Source organism: Pseudomonas sp. GB2N2, assembly GCF_054897705.1.
The window spans coordinates 1,593,110-1,612,548 of the sequence record NZ_CM142701.1 but is presented as its reverse complement, the minus strand read 5'-3'; the positions used below and the strand labels follow the sequence as shown (position 1 = coordinate 1,612,548).

Genomic DNA, 19,439 nt, shown 5'->3' with positions numbered 1-19,439 from the left:
ACGCTTTTGTGTAAGAAGCGTCTTACGGAAGTGTTCGGCTTATATGAAAAATGTTTCAGTTATTAGTTGTTTCATTGATGTGTTTGCATTCAATGAAACAGGTCTTGCGGATCGCCGGGCGTGTGCCCGGATGTGCGGTATAAAAACGAACGGCGGCGCGGGCCGCCTCAAGGCTCGCTCAACACATGGGCGTGGCCGATAGTGGAAACATGAACCGCGCTGCCGGTGGGTGGCGCATAGAGTCCGGAACTGCGCACCATCAATGATCGGCCAGGCTGGTCTGCGTTGGCTAAAGCCTCCAGTTCCACGGTCAATGTGCAAGTGTTGCCGCTGAAATCGCGCTCGGTAACCACGGCGCGGCAGCCCGCGGCTTCGACGGTGTTGGGGACAATGCTGACCAGTTGCAGCTGCTCGGGCCGCAACATGATCTGCGCGCAGCGGTTGTTGCGGTGGTTGTTGACCGGAACCCGCCCCAGGTCGCAATGGGCCCAGCCGGCCTCGATCCTGGCGGGCATGACCACGGCATCGCCGAGGAACAGCGCGGTTTGTTCGTCGGCGGGATAACGGTAGAGATCCAGCGGATGGCCCGACTGCACCAGTTGGCCGTCGCGCATGACCGCCAGTTGATCGGCAAACGACAGCGCTTCACTCTGGTCATGGGTGACCAGGATGGTGGTCACGCCGGCGTCGGCCAGCAGCCGCGCAACCAGCTTGCGCATGGACGCGCGCAAACCGGTGTCGAGCGCCGAAAACGGTTCATCCAGCAGCATCAGGCGTGGTTGTTGAGCAAGGGCCCTGGCCAGTGCCACCCGTTGTTGCTGACCGCCGGATAGCTCGTGGGGCCAACGAGTGGCCATGCTGGCGTCGAGCGCCACGCTGTCCATCAGTTCAGCGATACGTTCCTGTTTATTGATGCCTTTGCCCGAGAGTCCGAAACCGATATTGGCGGCCACGGTCATGTGCGGGAACAGGGCGCCGTCCTGGGGCACATAGCCGATCTGGCGTTCGTGTGCCGGCACTTCATGGGTGTCGTCGACCAACGTCTGGCCGTTGAGTGTCAAGCGGCCCCAGTCCGGAAATTCAAACCCGGCGATCATTCGCAGCAAGGTGGTTTTGCCCGACCCCGACGGGCCGACGATCACCGTGCGACTGCCCGTAGGCACCGACAGGCTGATGTTTTCCAGGGCCCGGTGGGCGCCGTAGGATTTGCAGATCGAATGCAGTTCAAGGGCGTTCATCGGCCAGCCGTTTTTTTGGATTGGTGATAGAGAAGTCCGGTCAACGGGAGTGACAACACAATCATCAGCAGCGCGTAGGGTGCCGCAGCGGCGTAATCGATTTCGCTGGTCAATGCCCAGAACCCGGTCGCCAGCGTGCGGGTGCCGTTGGGGGCGAGCAGCAGGGTGGCGGTCAACTCATTGGTGATCGCCAGGAACACCAGCGCGGCACCCGCGGCAGCACCGGGCGCGGCCAGGCGCATAGTGATCAGCCACAGCGCCCGGCCGGGGGAGCGCCCGAGGCTGCGCGCAATGTTCTCCAGTTCCACCGGCGCCTGGGCGATACCGGCACGCAAACTCACCAGCGCCCGGGGCAAAAACATCAGCAGGTACGCCAGTAGCACGGTGATGGTGGTCTGATAAATCGGCCGGGCGTAATGCACCGTGACCGTCACCAGGGCTAGGGCGACGACAATGCCCGGCAAGGAACTGGTGATGTAATTGCAGCTTTCAAGGATGCGTTGCAGGCGCCCCGGATAGCGAATCGACAGCCAGGCAATCGGGATCGCGGCGCAGGTGGTGAGCGCTGCGCCCATGACCCCGAGCAGCAAGGTCTGTTGCAGCGCCGGCAGCAGTTCGGCGACCTGCCAGACGTGCGCGCCACCCGCGATCAGCCACTTGCCCAACGTGATCAGCGGCACACCGAGTGCCAGGGCGCAGGTGACGCTCAGCAAAATCAGCGCGAATGCGGTTGGCGTGGTTTTCAACCGGACGATTCGCTGTTCGCGGGCACTGCCCGAACCGACCCGGGCATACCGCGCATGACCCCGCGCCGCCGACTCCGCAGTCAACATCGCCAGGCAACACAGGGCCAACACGCCGGCCAGCATGTTGGCGGCGGGGCCGTTGAAAGTGGATTTGAACTGATCGAAGATCGCCGTGGTGAAGGTGTCGAAACGGATCATCGCGTACAGGCCATATTCAGCCAGCAAATGCAGGCCGACGAGCAACGCGCCGCCGCAGATTGCCAGGCGCAACTGCGGCAACACCACGCGGAAAAACACTGCCCAGGGCTTGAGCCCCATTGACTCGGCAACGTCCTCAATGGCGGGATCGAGCCGGCGCAGGGTCGCCGCCACCGGTAAATACAGAAAGGGAAAGTAGGCGATCACCGAGACCAGCACTCCGGCGAACAACCCGTTGATCGAAGGGATCAGACTGACCCACGCATAGCTGTGCACGAAGGCCGGCACCGCCAACGGTGCGGTGGCCAGCAACGACCACCAGCGTCGCCCCGGCAAGTTGCTGCGCTCGGTCAGCCAGGCCAGCGTCACGCCGAGGGCAGTGCACAGGGGAATGGTGATCACCACCAGCAACACGGTGTTGATCAGCAGCTCGCCCACTCTTGGCCGGAACACCAGCACCGCCACTGTGGCCCAGCCGGTTTGCAACGAGACGCCGATGACGAAGGCAATCGGCAACAGTGCCAGCAATGACACCAGCACGGACAAACCGGTGACCCACGCGCCGCCGCGGCGGGCGAACAGACCACGGGAGCGGTGGCGCAAGTGTGTGGGGGTCGCCGCAGCGACGTCCGCCGGTAGCGTTTCAGGCATCAATTCAGAGCAGTCCGGCCTGGGTCATTAGCTCCACGGCTTTCTTACTGTCGAGTTTTGACGCATCGACTTTCGGCGCGTCGAGCTGCTGCAGAGGCACCAGTTTAGGATTGGATTCTGCATTTTTGCCGACCGCGTATTCGTAGGAGCTGCCGGTCTTGAGGACGGCCTGGCCGTCTTTGCCGGTGATCCATTTCAGGAAAGCCTGAGCCTGTTCCTTGTGCTGACTGGACGCCAGGACACCGCCACCGGAAATACTGACAAACGCGCCCGGGTCCTTGTGTTTGAAGTAGTACAGGGCAGTGTTCTTGCTGTTTTCGCCGGTCTTGGCCTGATCGCCAAACCGGTAATAATGATAAATCACACCGCTGTCCACCTGCCCGGCATTGACCGCCTTGAGCACGGCGCTGTTGCCCCGGTACGCGGTGAAGTTGGATTTCATTCCTTTCAGCCACTCAAGGGTAGCGGCTTCGCCTTTGAGCTCCAGCACGGCAGCAACGATCGCCTGGAAGTCGGCGCCGGCGGGTGAGGCCGCCCAGCGACCTTTCCATTTCGGCTCGGCGAGGTCCGTCAGTGATTTCGGCAAGTCGGCTTCCGCCAGCTTGGCCGGGTTGTAGACGAACACCGTAGAGCGCGCTGCAATGCCCACCCATTTGCCGTGGGCCGGACGGTAGGCTGACTCGACGTGTTCAAGGGTGGCCGGCGCGACCGGTGCAAACAGCCCGGCGTTGTCCACCAGCACCATGGCCGGGGAATTTTCGGTCAGGAACACATCAGCGGGTGAAGCAGAGCCTTCCTGCACGATCTGGTTACCCATCTCCGTGTCGTCGCCGTTGCGTAACGTGACCGGAATACCGGTTTCCTGGGTAAAGCCCTCGGCCCAGGCCTTGGTCAGGCTCTCATGCTGGGCGTTGTAGACCACGATGCCGACGGTATCGGCGGCGTATACGTGTCCGGCGCTCAGCAGGGCGGTGACCAGCAGTGCCTGTTTCAGGACAGCGGCGAGAGGGCGATTCATGTTGTGGGAAACTCCTGGTTTTTTAGTCATGCCAAATGGTCATTCGCGAGTCAATCAATGCGAATCATTTGCATATTTCAAGTGGCAGGCAATGTAGGCAGCACAATGAGAAAAAAACGTTAAAAAAACCGTTAATACATGTCATTTCCATTCAGATTAGCAGCCACTCGAACGCTTGCCCGGTGAATTCGGGCCACATTCGCAGGTTGATGGGCAAAGCGTAGCGCCTGAATCAAGTCTTGTAGGGCAATCGACACATTGGGGTTAAACGCCAGCGTCTGGCGCAGCCCGCTTTGCCGGTTCTCGGCGCAACAGGGTGAGTGTCACGCATCTACCGATCTGCAACGCGCTTCGAACCGTCAGTTGCCCACCCAGCCTTTCGACAAGCCGTTTGCACTGTGCAAAACCGAGACCGAACGATGCCGGTTGCGACCGCGCGGCATCGGCGCGAAAGAAGACTTGCCCCAGCTGTCGAACTTCCTCCTTGGACATCCCGATGCCGTTGTCTTCAATCTGGACTCCCGTCATTGAACCTCTGTTGTTGCGCAAACATTGTCAGGGTTGGCGTTGCGGAAAAATCAGGATTTCCAGTTCGCCACGCTGAAAGCGCTTGCCATCGACAGGCAACAATTCGACCTCCTGAATTTCCTGGACACTGTTAACTCGCATCACCACACCGACCGCGCCCTTTTTACGGGCCTCGGTCATCCATTGCCCGACATTGTCCAGGGTGACCTTTCTTGATTCCATGGCGGGATCGTCGAGGCCGTATTTCAACTCTCCGACAGTGTTGTAGAGTTCGATCTGCGGCCGCTTCAGGCGCCAAGCCAAGGCAGAGGCTGCCCCCAAGTCGTTACTGAGCAATGAGCGGGTCTGACTCAGCGAGTCCAGGTGTTCGGCAATGAACAGGTCAGGCATTTTGCTATCGACGATCCGGGCGGGCAGCGCCGCGGGCACTAATGCGACCAGCAACCAGATGCCCAGGGCCGGCATGGCCCAGTACGTCAACGGACGCAGGATGGACAATGCGTTGGCGATGATCCAGCCGATCAGCACGATGAAGACCAGCGAAAGACTGAACATCTCAGTGTTTTCGTACACTTCCTTGGTGGCTTGCAGGTAAAGCAAAGCGATCAGCGCCGTGACGGCCATGACGACGTTGATCAATCCGTTGATACGAATCGCCTGGCCTCGAGCTTCGTTTACCTGCGCTGTCAGCGCATGCCCCATCAGCAATGCCAGTGGCAACAGACACGGCATGATGTAGGTCGGAAGTTTGCCGCTGCTCAGACTGAAAAAAACCAGCGGCAACATGAACCAGAGCGACAGAAAGCCTGTTTTCGGTTGACGTTTTTGCTGCCAGGCTCGGAAAAATGTCATTGGCAACAAGGCTGCCCACGGCAGACTCGAAGCGATCAGCAGCGGCAGGTAGAACCACCAGGGGCGAGCATGTTGCGCATCATCGGCAGCAAAACGGTGAATGTGTTCGTGCCAGAAGAAAAATCGCCAGAAATCCGGTTCCTGGTGATGGATGGCGAGTACCCATGGCAGGCTGACAACCATGGCGACCATGATCGCCAGCGACCCGTATCGTAACAACTCCCCCACGCGTCGTTGCCAGAGCATATAGGGCAGGGCGATCAATACCGGCAGCAATCCGGCCAAAAAACCCTTGGTCATGAACCCCATGGCACAGGCACCACCCACTAGAGCCCAGGCGCCGAGCCGGGCATTGCCCGCCGGTCTGTCGACGGCAAACCACAGCGCCACCAGACTCAAATTCACCCAGAACGTGAATTGCGGATCAAGGTTGGCGTAACCGGCCTGTCCGGCGATCAGCCCGAAACTCATGTACAGCAGCGCGCAGGCGAAGCTTTGGCGCGGGTTATTCCAGAGACGGCGGGCAATCAGGTAGGCCAGCCAGACACTCAACCCTGTGCTCAGTGCCGAGGCGATCCGCACGCCGAACAGGTTATCGCCGAATACGGCCTGACCGATGGCGATCAACCAGTAACCCGCGATCGGCTTCTCGAAATAACGGACACCCATGAAGTGCGGAGAGATCCAGTTGCCACTCAGCAGCATTTCCTGACTGATCTGACCGTATCGGGTTTCGTCAGGGATCCACAACCCATGGGTCATGAGCGGCAGCAAGTAAAACACGATAAAAGCCAGCAGCAGTAGTGGCACCAGAAGACGGTCTGCAGCTCGCTGCGTTAAAGCAGCAGGACGGAATACATCATCCACAGAAGGCAAAGGTTTATGCGACGTCATGGTTAGGCCTAGGCGCAGGGAAAGTTGCGATTGATTACTTGTCGTTGCGTTATTTATTCAGAAAAGACGGCCAGTCTTCGGCGTTCAAAATACCCAGTACCTGGAGGGCGCCATTGGCATCGATGGCAACGAACAAGGAACTTCCGTATTCACTCGTCGGCGCATGTCGGAAACCGGTCTGGGCTTCAAAATCGCTGATGCAGCCGCTGTGAGTAACCAGTACCAGATTGTGGCGGGCTCGTTTGTGTGCAACCACATCGTTGCGCAAGCTGGCGCCACATGTGGCGAGCCAATCCTGAGCAACGGCGTCTCGACCGAACATGAAGTGCGAAGTTTGTGCAGTGCGGGTGATCGGGCTGCTTAACACATCAACCTGTTCCATCCCGAGCTGCTCAAAATGCTTCCCCAGCACCGTGGCTGCCTGGGTGCCGACGTCAGTGATGCCATCGGCAGGACCTGAGCACGGATTGCCCGAGCGGTCGCAGCGTTCGGTATGACGGACGAGAGCAACGATTTCACCGGCGTGCCAGCGTTGCAAAAATTCGGCGTTTGCCGTGTGTGCGGAATTACCCAGATTGGCCGGCGATCTCGGCCACCGGACAACGCCGGTCACCAACACTACAGTCGTCAGGAGTGCGCCGACAAAAGCGAGTTTTGTTAAGCGGGAGTTCATGATTGATTGATTTCTGAAAGGATTAGTCGTCCAGGAAAACTAAGTCCAACCGGGTTGCGGCGGGGTGAAACGAATGTGAAAAAAGTGCAAGTGAAGTTGATCGGCGTTATTTAGTGAGTTAATGATAATTCTGCTCTTTAACGCGCCTCCTGGAGCGGGCTGGTTTCAACGGTGGCCAGGCCACCGTCGGACTGAGCCATGGTTGATCAGGCCGAGGGGCAACCTGGTTGGGTCTTGGCCGCCGTGTTGCTGATTAACGCGGCCAGGCGTTTAACGTTGTTCTGTTGAGCAATCACCAAGTCATCGACCGATGGCCCTGACGGCGTTTGCAAGGTACTGCGGCAGGTGACCAGCGCACTGTCGCGTTCACCGGCACGGCGCAGGCGCCATTTGACGTCGATCAAAGCGTACTGGCCGGGGATTGAGTCGAAGCGTTGCACATCGAGTCGCACCGACACCTTGCCTTGAGGATTGCTGTTGGCCAGTTGGTCCACCAACGCGCTGCGCAGTTCGTCCACCAGGCTCGCGGCCCACCATTGGGTTTCAAGGATCGCCAGCCCGCTGTTTCCCTGACGAATCACGATCTGTGGGCGGTCAACCTGGGGCGGCACGCTGAGGCCTTCAATGAGGATTTCCCCACCGTTGCCCCGTGCGTTCCCGCTCAACTGCGTCGGTGTCAGGGTGTGGAACTGAATCGGGTCGCTGCGGCATGCGACGAGCAGTAGACACGCGGTGACCAAAGTCATCTTCAGCGGAAAAGCCATGGGTGTTGCTCCTGTGGTCAGTTGCGCGGCGGGCCCTGTAGATCCGACGGTGCAGCATTATTGGGGCGACCGCGAATCAGCGATTCCGGATGCCGGCCCAGGTAATCCGAGAGTTCACGCAAGGAACGCGACATGCGCCCGAGTTCGTCCAGGGTCTGGGTCAACTGCTCGCGTTGCGGCGAGTCTTCGGCAAGGGTCGAGCTGGCCGATTGCAGGGTCTTGCTGACGTCTGCCAGGGTGGTTTGCACGCCGGGCAGGGTCTTGGCGTTGAATTGGCTGAGGCCTTTGCGCAGCTCGACGAGGTTGCTGTCGAGGTTGCCGGCAATCCGTTCGATCGGCAGTTTGTTGATCTTGTCGACCATGCCTTCGAGTTTTTCCTGTAACTGTTCGAGGCTGCCGGGAATGGTCGGAACGTTGATAGGACGGGCGGTCGGGTCGAACGCGACTTTCTCGGCTTTGGGGTAGAAGTCCAGCGAGATGTAGAGCTGGCCGGTCAACAGATTGCCGCTGCGGGCCTGGGCACGTAGTCCGTTTTCGATGAAGGTGCCGAACAGCCGCACGCCCGCGGCTTCATCGCTGGGGTCATGATTCAACGCCTTGAGCATTTTGGTGTGGGCCTGCCCCAATCGTTGCGGGTAGATCACGATGCCGACGTTGACGGGAAAGCTGCGTTTTACCGCATCGAAGTCGAGGTTGACCGAGACCACTCTGCCGATTTCCACGCCGAGGAATTCCACTGGCGCGTCGACCTTGAGCCCGCGCAACGCCTGGTCGAAACGCAAACTCAGGTATTGCGCCTTGCCGTTGGGCGGGGCGAGGGCGGTTTGCTGGTCTTCGAACAGATCGAAAGCTTTTTCCTCAGCGGCCAACGCGTCGTTGGGACTGTACTCCGGGGCGCGGAAGGCAATACCGCCGACCAGGATGGAGGACAGCGACTCGGTCTTCACCGAAAAACCGTTGGCGCCTACACTCACGTCGACACCGCTGGCGTTCCAGAACCGGGTGTTTTCAGTCACGAAGGCATCGTTCGGCGAATGAATGAACACTTCAATGTTCACGCCCTTGCCATCGCTGTCCAAGGCATAGGCGACCACCTGCCCGACAGGAATCTTGCGGAAATACACCGGAGAGCCGATGTCCAGCGAACCGAGGTCCTGGGTGTGCAGCGTGAAGCGCTTGCCCGGCTCGCCATAGGTGATGGGCGGCGGGTTTTCCAGGCCGGTGAAGTTCTTCGCACGGCCATTGGCTTGGCCAATGTCGGCGCCGATATAGTCTCCGGACAGCAGGGTATCGATACCCGAGACGCCGCCAGCGCCGATGCGTGGCCGTACTACCCAGAATTGAGAGTCTTCTCGGGTGAAGGTCTCCGCCTGCTTGGCCAGTTTAATCGTGGCGTTGACGCTTTTCTGGTCGTCGCTCAATTCAACGTCGGAGACATGTCCGATCACCACGTTGCGGTATTTCACTTCGGTCTTGTTGGCCGTCAGGCCGCTGCCAGTCTTGAAGGTCACGGTGATGGTCGGGCCTTCCTGCAAAATGCTGTGCACCACCAGCGAGATCCCCACCAGCACCGCGACAATCGGCACGATCCACACCAGCGAAACCCCGAAACGACGGGTCTTGATCGGCGCCTGTCCAGGGACTTGCGGCCCGTCAGTGGCTTGCGACTTCATCCGTGACCTCCTCGTGATTTTGATTTTTCGGCTCCGAGTCCCAGATCTGGCGCGGGTCGAAACTCATGGCCGCCAACATGGTGAACACCACCACCAGACCAAAAAACAGAATGCCCGGGCGCGGTTCGATATCGGCCAGGGCTTGAAACTTCACCAGCGAGGCGACCAACGCGACCACGATCACGTCGAGCATTGACCAGTAGCCGATGACCTCGACGAAACGGAACAGCTTCGAGCGCTCCTTGCGCGCCCACAGGCTGTCACGGTGCACGGTGACCAGGAGCAAGGTAATGGCGACGAACTTGATCCCCGGCACCGCTATGCTGGCTATAAAAATGATCAGGGCGATGTCCCAGGCGCCAGCCTCCCAGAATTCCAGCACACCGCTCATGATCGTGCTGTCGGCGCCGTTGCCGACCATTTTGGTGTTCATCACCGGCAACAGGTTGGCCGGGATATAAAACACCAGCGAGGTGATGAGGAAGGCCCAGGTTCGCGTCAGTGAATTGGTTTTGCGCCGATGCAGCGGCGCACCGCAGCGCTCGCATTCGTGGGGGGCGCCAGTCATGTCACAGGCCAGGCCGCAACTGTGGCAGAGGCACAGGTTGAGTTCGCTGGCAACGGGAGGCGTGGTCATAAGATGTCCCACAGTTCGCGGATATCGCGGCCGGCAATGCGGATCATCATCAGGCTGAGAATTGCCAGGGCGAACAGTCCGATGCCGGGCAACACGTCGAGAAGCCCGGCGAGTTTGATCACCGCGACCATTGCCCCCAACAGACAGACTTCCAGCATGCTCCAGGGCCTGAGGGTTTCCAGCCAGCGCATGCAGAACCTGAAGCCCGGTGAGCGCCGGGAGGCGAGGGCGAAGCTCAGGACCCAGATGAGCAGCAACAACTGGAAGATCGGCGCGATGATCATGGCAATCGCCGCGACCATGGCGATAAACGTAATCGGGCCCAGACTCAAGGCCAGCACCGAATCCCACAACGTCGCACTGTTTTTCAAGCCCTGCAGGCTGATGCTCATCACCGGATAGAAATTGGCAAAGATCCACACCACCAGCGCCGTAAACGTCAGCGCCAACCGCTGTTCTACCGTCAGGCCGTTATAGCGCTGAAGCACACCGCCGCAGCGCGTACACAGGGTTTTCTGATGTTTGGCGAGCGCGACTTTTTGAAACACGCAGTCGCAGTGCTCGCAGATGATCAGTTGGTCAGTCGTAGCCATAGGCCGCATCGCCAGGAGACAGGAAAGTCAGAGCACCCCCTCAATATAGAAGTGCCTTGCGATTGAGCAAATTAAAAGGCGCGCGACCCTCAATTGTAGGAGCCGGCTGGCCGGCGATCGAGACGGCGCGGTGTTTCAGATGCGTCGCCATCGCCGGCAAGCCAGCTCCTGCAAGGTTTTGTGTTCGCCGACCGATGGCGGTGTATCAGCCCAGGACTTCACGCAGCCGATACCAGAACATCCCGAGCGCCAGCAGCGGCGAGCGCAGCATCGGCCCGCCGGGGAAAGTCATGTGCGGCACGGCGCTGAAGACGTCGAACCCTTGGCTGTGCCCGGCGTGAATCGCTTCGCCCAGGAGCTTTGCGCACCAATGCGTCACGTTCAGCCCATGGCCGGAATAACCCTGGGCATAAAACACGTTCGGGTGCTGGCGCAAGCGGCCGACCTGGGGGAAGCGGTTGGCGGTGATGCCGATCTTGCCGCCCCATTGATAGTCAATGCGCACGTCAGCCAGTTGCGGGAATACCTTGAGCATCTGCGGACGCATGTAGGCGCTGATGTCTGCCGGGTCACGCCCGGAATAGTGACAGGCACCGCCAAACAGCAAACGCCGGTCCGCTGACAACCGGTAATAATCCAGTCCGACTTTCTGGTCGCACAGCGCCAGGTTCTGCGGGATCAATTGTGCGGCGACCTCTGGTGCCAAAGGCTCGGTGGCGATGATGTAGCTGCCCGCCGGCAGCACCTTGCCGCTGAGCTTGGGTTCGAGCTCGTCCAGATGCGCATTGCACGCCAACACAAGACTGCCGGCACGCACCGTACCGCCGGCGCAACGAACCAGCGCGGTACTGCCATGGATCATTTCCAGCACCGGGCTCTGCTCGTAAATTTGCACCCCGAGGGATCGCGCCAGTTGCGCTTCACCCAACACCAGATTCAAAGGGTGCAAATGCCCTGAACCCATGTCGACCAGGCCTCCAGCGTAAACACCGGAGTTGACGACTTGTTCACGGATCTGCTCTGGCCCGACCAGTCGGGTTTCATGCGCATAGCCAGCTTCAGCCAGGTCGTCCTGCTCAGCTTTGAACCCCGCAAACTGCGCTTTGGTATTGGCCAGTTCGCAGAAACCCCAGCGCAGGTCGCAATCGATGCCGTGCTCACGGATGCGCTTGGCCACCAGTTCCACCGATTCGATTCCGGCACGTTCGAGGTAGCGCACGCCTTCGTTGCCGACGTGCTTGGCGAAACCGCTGACGTCATGCGCGATGCCACGGATCAACTGACCGCCGTTGCGCCCGCTGGCGCCCCAGCCAATGCGCCGGGCCTCCAGCAAGACCACCGAAAGCCCACGCTGCGCCAGTTCGACGGCGGTGTTGACCCCGGTGAACCCGCCGCCGAGCACGCAGACATCGGCCACCAAGTCCTCGGCCAGCGTCGGAAAAGGCGGCACCTTATGGGCTGACGCGGCGTAATAGGACCGCGCATGTTCGTTGCTGTACTGATTCATTTGTTGGACTTCACTTTGCTCCAGGAACGGGTCATCAGACGCATGATCGCCTGGGGCGGGGTGGTCGAGATATAGAGTTTGTCGAGCACTTCCTGAGGCGGGTAAACCTCTGGATTGTTCACCAGTGCAGCGTCCATATATTGCTTGGCGGCCGGGTTCGGGTTGGCGTAGCCGACCGAGGCGCTGACCTTGGCGATCACTGGCGGATCGAGCAGGTAGTTAATGAAAGCGTGGGCCTCTTTCGGGTTGCTCGCGTCAGCCGGGATTGCCAGCAAGTCGAACCACAGGTTACTGCCTTCCTTCGGAATGGCGTAAGCGATGTTCACACCGTTCTTGGCTTCCTTGGCGCGGTTGGCGGCCTGGAACACATCACCCGAATAACCGAAGGCCACGCAGATATCGCCGTTGGCCAGGTCCGACACGTACTTGGACGAGTGGAAGTAGGTGATGTAAGGCCGGATGCTCAACAGCTTGGCTTCGGCTTTTTTGAAATCCTCAGGGTTTTCGCTGCGGGGGTCCATGCCCATGTAATTGAGGATGGCGGGAAACACTTCGTCTGCCGAGTCCATCATCGACACGCCGCACTGGCTCAGCTTCTTGATGTTTTCCGGTTCGAACAACACGGCCCAGGAATCGATGTGATCGATGCCCAGCACTTGCTTGACCTTGTCGACGTTGTAACCGATGCCGTTAGTGCCCCACAGGTACGGCACGGAGTGTTCGTTATTCGGATCGTTCTTTTCCAGCAGCGCCAGCAGTTTGGGGTCGAGGTTCTTGAAATTCGGCAGCTGCGCGCGATCCAGCTTGAGGAACGCGCCGGCCTTAACCTGGCGGGCGAGGAAGTGGTTGGACGGCACAACAACGTCATACCCGGTGCGACCGGCCAGCAGTTTGCCCTCCAGGGTTTCATTGGAATCAAAGACGTCGTAGATCACCTTGACCCCGGTTTTCGCCTGAAAGTCGGCGAGGGTGGTTTCGCCGATGTAATCGGTCCAGTTATAGACACTGACCTGTGCTTGAGCCTGGGCAACGGCGCTGAACAGCACGGCCAGCGCGACGGGAACCATGGATTTCAATAGACGCATATCGACACCTCTTGGAGTTGTTTGAATGGGCAGCCGTAGACATTTTCCCTGTGGGAGCGGGCTTGCTCGCGAATGCGGTTGATCAGTCAACAGTGATGTTGGATGCACCGGCTTTTTTGCGAGCAAGCCCGCTCCCACAGGGGATGTGTACTTAATGCAGGGAGTTAGACGCTAAGCAGCAAAAACTCGCGCTCCCACGAACTGATCACCCGCTTGAAGTTTTCATGCTCGGCGCGCTTGACTGCGACATAACCGCGAACGAATTTGCTGCCCAGGTAGCGCCCGATGGTTTCGCACTCTTCCATCTGCGTCAGCGCGTCTTCGATGGTAATCGGCAAACGCAGGTTGCGGCGTTCGTAGGCACGACCCTGTACCGCAGCGCTCGGCTCGATGCGTTCGATCATGCCGAGGTAACCGCACAACAGGCTGGCGGCAATCGCCAGGTACGGGTTGGCATCCGCGCCCGGCAAGCGGTTTTCCACGCGCATCGCCTCAGGGCTGGAGGTCGGCACTCGCAGGCCGACGGTGCGGTTCTCTTCGCCCCATTCGACGTTAACCGGTGCCGAGGTGTCCGGCAGGAAGCGGCGGAACGAGTTCACGTTGGGGGCGAACATCGGCAGCACTTTCGGAATGTATTTCTGCAAACCGCCGATGTAATGCAGGAACAGCTCACTCATCTGCCCCTCGGCCGTGGCGAAGATGGGCTGACCGGTGGCGATGTCGACCACGCTCTGGTGGATGTGCATGGCGCTGCCCGGCTCGTCGCCAATCGGCTTGGCCATGAACGTCGCCGCCACATTGTGCTTGAGTGCCGCCTCACGCAGGGTGCGTTTGAACACGGTGATCTGGTCAGCGAGGTCCAGTGCGTCGCCGTGACGGAAGTTGATCTCCATCTGCGCTGGCCCGTCTTCGTGGATCAGCGTGTCGAGGTCCAGACCCTGCAATTCACACCAATCGTAGACGTCTTCAAACAGCGGATCGAATTCGTTGGCGGCGTCGATGGAGAACGACTGACGACCACTTTCCGCGCGGCCTGAACGGCCCATCGGCGCCTTGAGCGGCAAATCCGGGTCTTCGCAGCGCTGGGTCAGGTAAAACTCCATTTCCGGCGCGACAATCGGCCGCCAGCCCTTGTCCGTGTACAACTGCAAGACTTTCTTCAACACGTTGCGCGGCGACAGTTCGATCGGGTTGCCGAACTTGTCGAAGGTGTCGTGGATCACGATGGCGGTGGGTTCGATGGCCCACGGGATCACGTAGACCGCGTCGGAAACCGGTTTGCACACCATGTCGATGTCAGCCGGGTCGAGCAGGTCGTAGTAGATGTCGTCGTCGACAAAGTCCCCGGTTACCGTTTGCAACAGCACACTTTCCGGCAGGCGCATGCCTCGCTCATGCAGGAACTTGTTGGTGGGTGCAATTTTGCCGCGTGCAATGCCGGTCAGGTCGCTGACAACACACTCGACTTCGGTAATCTTGTGATCTTTCAGCCACGTGAGTAACTGATCGAAAGGGACATTCATAAAGACCTCGTTATTGGTTTTATTAACGCCGGGGAGGGTGGTTTCATCCGCCACACACTTCCCCTGGAACGCGTTGACGACTATCTTGGTCGAGCCTTGACGTTCCATCTATCCACTTTCAGCAGCACCAAAACGCACCAAACGAGTGCGTAAGGTCACCCATGACAGCGTGCAATCCGTTACAAGTCCAAGCCTTCAACACCGCCGATGTGGCCGAACAAATCCGCGCCACACCCGGGTGGGTCCAGCATTACCAGCAGATGTCGCCGGGGCATTTCGCCGGGCGGGTTCGCTACCTCGACCTGCAAGGCGTCGAGATTTACGAAGAACACATGAACACTCGGGTCGAGCAGAATTTCAGTGCGCCCGAAGGCTCGCTGGCGTTCTGTTTCGATCGCAGCGACAACGCCCTGTACGTGTTGAACGAAGACAGCCGCAACATCTGGATCACGCCGGAGAACTACCAGGAAATCGCCGTGGTGTTCGGACCGGAGTTCGTCCAGCGTCACGGTTTGAATGTCGCCAGGCTGGAAGGGCTGTTCATGGCGCCACTGAATTCGGGGCAGAACGCGCTGTTCTGCCGTTGGCTCAGCAGCACCTTGACTCGGTTGGCGCAAACCCTCGATCCGCCGAGCAAGGAAGCGCTGACCCAACAGTTGCTCGAAGACTGCCTTTACATCCTCGACAACGCCTGTGTCTGCCTTGATCGCGGCGGTTTGCAGCGGCGCACGGAAGAGCGTGGGGTGATGAAGCGCATCGGCGAATGGGCTGCGGATTCGCCGGAAGAAACCCTCAATCTGCTGGAGCTTTCTCAGGTTGCCGGGGTTTCACTGCGCCAGTTGCAACATGCGTTCAAGGCCTATACCGGTATGACGCCCACCCATTGGCTACGCCTGCGCCGCCTCAACAGCACCCACCGCGAATTGCTCAGCCGTTCGCCCATGGAAACCACCGTGGCGGAAGTCGCGATGCAGTGGTCGTTCTGGCATTTGGGGCGGTTTTCCAGCAGCTATCACGCGTTGTTCAAAGAGCTGCCGAGTGAAACGCTCAAGCGTGCGGCGAACCTCCATCGGCCCTTGTAATTGGATGGACTTGCCCAAGCCGAGGCGTCAATGCGCCAGGGGTATTGCAAGGGTTATCAGGTCAATCCCTGAGCATGTTTTTGCGGTCGCCGATCCAGCAGAACCACCATCAGAAACGCATACAGGGTCACTAGGGTAAACAGCGCCATGCGCACGGCAAACGCGGTGTAGACGTCCTTGCCCGCGAGGCTGTCCTGCACCGACTGGCCCAGCAGGATAATCATCGTGATCAGGCTATTGAGCCAGAAACCCGGGCTTAACCGGGTCGGGCTCAGTGCGTACAACTTGCGGCCCAGGATCAGGCCGAACAGCAGCATCCACAGAAAGAACATCCACAGGTGTACAAACAGGCTGAGGGCACACCAGAACAGCACCGCCAGCGCGCCGGCTAGCAGGGTCGAGCCGACCAACTCGCGGCCGGCGTGGCGGGTGGTGCTGGAACTCTGCTGACCCAGCGTCACAGCCTTCAGAATAATCGGCAGAAAAGTCGCCGGATCGATCAATGCCAGTAAAAACGCCGGCAGCACAATCAAGGTTGCACGCAGCGCAACCCGGCCGACGTCCTCCGCCGGCAATAGCGCAGCCGGGGGCGGCGCTGGCGCATCGGCCGGTTCGGGAAACAGCCAGTGACTCACCGCCACTATCAGCATCGCGAGCAGCAACCCTTTGACCAATGCCCCGATGACCATCGCCGCGAGATCAAACTCGGCAACACCCGCCGAGGAAATCATGGTCAGGCCGATCACCAGCAACGTGACGATCAGGTTGTTGCCGCCGCGCAAGCCAAAACGGAACACCAAAAACAGCGCTAAACCGATCAGCAGCACACCGCCGACCGGGTAATAACGCAGGACCGGGATCAACAACAAGCCGACGCCGGTGGTCAACATCGCCGCCAGCGTCAGCACCACACAGGCCTTCAAGGGCAGCGGCCGATTGACGCTGGCGAGCAGCAACAACGCCAGCACCGGTGCGATAAACGGAATCGGCATCGCCAGACCAAAGCTGACCGCGAGACACAACGCGGTGCCGGTGGCCAGACGCAGGGCGCGCTGTGCCCGGGGCGATCGCTCAGTAGGCATACGACAGCCAACTCATCAGGCCCACAAAAAAGCGCCCGAGCAGGTTTAGCGGGTTGCCTTGACTTGGAAACGCCATGACTTCTGCCTGGCCGCCGGCGCGGATCGATTGGCTGTCGCGCAACCGCGCCCTGGCGTCCTCGGAAAACTCGATGATCACCGGAAAACGCTGCGCCGGGCGCAGCCAGTCACGGCTGTTTTGCACGCTGGGCAAAGTCCCGGGCGTCGATGTCTGACCAACACTGACGCCATAACCGACACTGCGCACGCGCCCCTCGAACACTTCGCCCGGCAGCGCATCCAGCACGATCGCCACTGGCGTATCGACCCGCACCAGACCCAGGTTGTTTTCGGTCATGTCGGCGCTGATCCAGACATCGTGGATGGCGATCAGGGTCATCACCGGGCTGCCAACGGCGGCGAACTGCCCGGCATCGGTGCGCAAGTCGGTGATCAAGCCCGCGGAGCGAGCGCGCACCTGCGTATTGGCCTGGTCCAGTTGAGCTTTCGACAAGGCCGTGGCGGCGCTGCGCAACTGGGCATTGTCTTCGGCGCTGCCGCCTTCCGTTTCACGCGCGCGCTGGACTTCAGCCTGAGCCGCCGCGACCTGGCTGACGGCTTGTTCGCGGTTGGCCCGAGACACTTCAAGCAAACGTACGGAGATCGTGCCGCGATCTTCGCGGTACAAGCTCTCTAAGCGCTGATTGTCCTGGCGGGCCTTGAGCTCATTGGCCTGGGCCGCGCGCACGTTGGCTTGTGCCGAAGCAATGCCGGCGGTGCTGGCGCCGATCTGCCGGCGGGTCGATTCCAGGTCGGCGCGCGCGCGGTCGACGGCAATCTGATAAGGCTGCGGGTCCACTTCGAACAGCACATCGCCGGCCTTGACGTCTTGGTTGTTGCGCACATTGACGCGGATCACCCGACCGGCAACTTCCGCTGCCACCGGAATGACAAAAGCACCCACCCGCGCCTGTTGCGTATACGGCGTGAAGCGGTCAGCCGACAGGTACCAGGCCAGGCTCAGGACGATCACCAGCAACACCCATTTGATGCCTTTTCTTGCCGGATCGGCAGGCACTTTCGCAGGCGGGGAGGCCGGTGCTTCGGGGGAGGGCTGCGCGGTTTCATTCATGGTTTTTTACCTTGTCGGGTTGGCGCAGCCGAGGGTTCTTCCAGCAGATTTCCCCAGTCCGTGCGTTGCTCCATGTGCTCGCGGGTGGCGGCGTCAACTTTAGGCCCGGCGCTGTACCAGCCACCGCCCAAGGCTTTATACAGGGCGATCACATTGCTCACGGCGTTACTGCGGCTGACCAGGTAATTGTCCTGTTGCTCCAGCAGTGCGCGTTGGGCGTCCAGCACACGCTGGAAATCGGAATAGCCTTCGCGGTACTGCGCGCTGGCCAGCACCAGCGAGCGTTTCGCGGCGACTTCGGCCTCGCGTAGAATCCGTTCGCGCTCAAGGGATTTGATCAATCCGCTGGCCGCGTCATCGGCCTCGCGTGCCGCCTGGCGCACCTTGTCGCGGTAGGCCTCGATCAACTGCTGCAACCGTGCATCCTGGATCCGCACGTTGTTGCTGATCTGGCCATGGTCGAACAGGTTCCAGCGCAGGCTCGGCCCGCCGATCAGGTCGAGACTTCTTGAGGTGCCGTTGAGCGTGTCGGCCGACCAGACGATGCTGCCGAGCAAGGTCAGCGACGGGTAGAAATCAGTGACGGCGACGCCGACCAGCGCCGACTGGGCGGCGATATTCAGTTCAGCGGCGCGCACGTCGGGGCGGCGCAACAGCAGGTTGGCCGGTACATCCTGCAACACGGCGCGGTCCACCAGCGGGATCAATCCTTCATTTTCAATCATTGAAGGCTGCGCACCGGGCGGCTGGCCAATCAGGACAGCCAGGGCATTACGCGTACGCAACACCTGGTCTTCGAAGGTGGGAATGGTGCTCAGGGTACCCAGATATTGGGTTTTGGCTTGCTGTAGGTCGAGTTCAGCTTGCTGGCCACTGTTGAACAGCTTTTCGGTGATCTCGAAGTTGCGCTTTTGTTGTTTGGCGTTTTCCTTCGCCACCCGCAACCGGGCTTCGGTGGTGCGCAACGAAAAATAGGTGTCCGCCACTTGCGCGCGCAGCAGGACGAGCACGTCTTCATAGTTGGCCTGCGCGGCAAAGTAGCCGGCGTCGGCGGACTCGATGGCGCGACTGAAACGGCCCCAGAAGTCCAGTTCCCAGCCCACGTCAAACCCGGCACTGTATTGCCAGAAGTGGCTGTCCTGCGGATTGATCCCGCCGGATTGCCGCCGCTTGAAGTACAGGCTGTCGGCGCTGGCCTGCTGCAATTGCGGGTAACGGCCGCTTTCGGCGATACCCAGTTGGGCCCTGGCTTCCATCACCCGCAAACCGGCGATCTTCAGGTCCGAGTTGTGCGCATCTGCCTCGGCCATCAGGTGGTCGAGCACCGGATCGCCGAAGACTCGCCACCACTGACGAATATCCGGACTGAGACTGCGTTGGCTGGCTTGCTCAAGGGCAGGGGAGTCCCAGTGATCGATCCACGCCGGCTTCGGCGACTGGAAATCCGGCCCCAGGCGTACGCAGCCACTCAGGCTCAGCACACTCAGCAGAAGCAGTCGGCCCGATCGCGTCAAATGCATGGGTTGTGTTCCCACTCAGCAAGATCACAGGAGCATAGACGCCCTG

General features: G+C 60.0%; 17 protein-coding genes. 1 reads left to right on the top strand and 16 read right to left on the bottom strand.

The window, feature by feature from the left end; genetic code table 11:
• Nucleotides 1-167: 167 nt before the first annotated feature.
• From ACYZT4_RS07415 to ACYZT4_RS07355, 13 genes are all read right to left on the bottom strand, one after another.
• Entirely contained in the window at nt 168-1,238 is a 1,071-nt protein-coding gene (locus ACYZT4_RS07415) for an ABC transporter ATP-binding protein (RefSeq protein WP_461986535.1), read from the bottom strand.
• Nucleotides 1,235-2,833, bottom strand: a complete 1,599-nt coding sequence (locus ACYZT4_RS07410; RefSeq protein WP_461986533.1) for an ABC transporter permease — start codon at nt 2,831-2,833, stop codon at nt 1,235-1,237. Before ACYZT4_RS07410 ends, ACYZT4_RS07415 begins: the two co-directional genes overlap by 4 nt.
• Before the next feature lie 4 nt (nt 2,834-2,837).
• Nucleotides 2,838-3,851 carry an iron ABC transporter substrate-binding protein gene (locus tag ACYZT4_RS07405; protein WP_461986531.1) on the bottom strand — a complete coding sequence of 338 codons (1,014 nt, stop codon included), beginning with the start codon at nt 3,849-3,851 and terminating at the stop codon, nt 2,838-2,840.
• A gap of 264 nt (nt 3,852-4,115) precedes the next feature.
• The gene (locus ACYZT4_RS07400; RefSeq protein WP_461988585.1) at nt 4,116-4,343 is read right to left on the bottom strand and encodes an ATP-binding protein; all 228 of its coding nucleotides are present in this window, start codon (nt 4,341-4,343) and stop codon (nt 4,116-4,118) included.
• 63 nt (nt 4,344-4,406) lie between these two features.
• Nucleotides 4,407-6,125 (bottom strand): lipid IV(A) 4-amino-4-deoxy-L-arabinosyltransferase, encoded by a 1,719-nt coding sequence (gene arnT, locus ACYZT4_RS07395; RefSeq protein ID WP_461986529.1) that lies wholly within the window; start codon nt 6,123-6,125, stop codon nt 4,407-4,409.
• Between the two features lie 49 nt (nt 6,126-6,174).
• Nucleotides 6,175-6,798, bottom strand: a complete 624-nt coding sequence (gene pmrG / locus ACYZT4_RS07390) for a lipopolysaccharide core heptose(II)-phosphate phosphatase PmrG (protein WP_461986528.1) — start codon at nt 6,796-6,798, stop codon at nt 6,175-6,177.
• A gap of 206 nt (nt 6,799-7,004) precedes the next feature.
• Nucleotides 7,005-7,562: a PqiC family protein gene (locus tag ACYZT4_RS07385; protein WP_461986527.1), complete on the bottom strand. Its 558-nt coding sequence runs from the start codon at nt 7,560-7,562 to the stop codon at nt 7,005-7,007.
• 17 nt (nt 7,563-7,579) lie between these two features.
• Nucleotides 7,580-9,235, bottom strand: coding sequence for a PqiB family protein (locus ACYZT4_RS07380; RefSeq protein WP_461986526.1), 1,656 nt, complete (start codon nt 9,233-9,235; stop codon nt 7,580-7,582).
• A complete protein-coding gene (locus ACYZT4_RS07375; protein ID WP_461986524.1) occupies nt 9,216-9,872 on the bottom strand; it encodes a paraquat-inducible protein A in 657 nt (218 codons plus the stop codon). The genes ACYZT4_RS07380 and ACYZT4_RS07375 overlap by 20 nt, the downstream gene beginning before the upstream one ends.
• Nucleotides 9,869-10,465, bottom strand: coding sequence for a paraquat-inducible protein A (locus ACYZT4_RS07370; RefSeq protein ID WP_461986522.1), 597 nt, complete (start codon nt 10,463-10,465; stop codon nt 9,869-9,871). The genes ACYZT4_RS07375 and ACYZT4_RS07370 overlap by 4 nt, the downstream gene beginning before the upstream one ends.
• 205 nt (nt 10,466-10,670) lie before the next feature.
• A complete protein-coding gene (locus tag ACYZT4_RS07365) occupies nt 10,671-11,972 on the bottom strand; it encodes an NAD(P)/FAD-dependent oxidoreductase (RefSeq protein WP_461986520.1) in 1,302 nt (433 codons plus the stop codon).
• Complete coding sequence (locus tag ACYZT4_RS07360) at nt 11,969-13,057, bottom strand: polyamine ABC transporter substrate-binding protein (protein ID WP_461986518.1); 1,089 nt, start codon at nt 13,055-13,057, stop codon at nt 11,969-11,971. Before ACYZT4_RS07360 ends, ACYZT4_RS07365 begins: the two co-directional genes overlap by 4 nt.
• Before the next feature lie 164 nt (nt 13,058-13,221).
• Nucleotides 13,222-14,580: a glutamine synthetase family protein gene (locus ACYZT4_RS07355; protein WP_461986516.1), complete on the bottom strand. Its 1,359-nt coding sequence runs from the start codon at nt 14,578-14,580 to the stop codon at nt 13,222-13,224.
• A 161-nt stretch (nt 14,581-14,741) separates the two neighbouring features.
• Here ACYZT4_RS07355 and ACYZT4_RS07350 point away from each other — a divergent pair, with 161 nt between their 5' ends.
• Entirely contained in the window at nt 14,742-15,662 is a 921-nt protein-coding gene (locus ACYZT4_RS07350) for a helix-turn-helix domain-containing protein (protein WP_461986514.1), read from the top strand.
• Nucleotides 15,663-15,718: 56 nt separating this feature from the next.
• Here ACYZT4_RS07350 and ACYZT4_RS07345 read toward each other — a convergent pair whose 3' ends face one another.
• Genes ACYZT4_RS07345 through ACYZT4_RS07335 form a run of 3 tightly spaced genes read right to left on the bottom strand, consistent with a single transcriptional unit; the run spans nt 15,719 to nt 19,393 of the window.
• Nucleotides 15,719-16,744, bottom strand: coding sequence for a DUF2955 domain-containing protein (locus ACYZT4_RS07345; RefSeq protein ID WP_461986512.1), 1,026 nt, complete (start codon nt 16,742-16,744; stop codon nt 15,719-15,721).
• A complete protein-coding gene (locus tag ACYZT4_RS07340) occupies nt 16,734-17,873 on the bottom strand; it encodes an HlyD family secretion protein (RefSeq protein ID WP_461986510.1) in 1,140 nt (379 codons plus the stop codon). Before ACYZT4_RS07340 ends, ACYZT4_RS07345 begins: the two co-directional genes overlap by 11 nt.
• Entirely contained in the window at nt 17,870-19,393 is a 1,524-nt protein-coding gene (locus ACYZT4_RS07335; protein WP_461986508.1) for an efflux transporter outer membrane subunit, read from the bottom strand. Before ACYZT4_RS07335 ends, ACYZT4_RS07340 begins: the two co-directional genes overlap by 4 nt.
• Between the last annotated feature and the right edge of the window lie 46 nt (nt 19,394-19,439).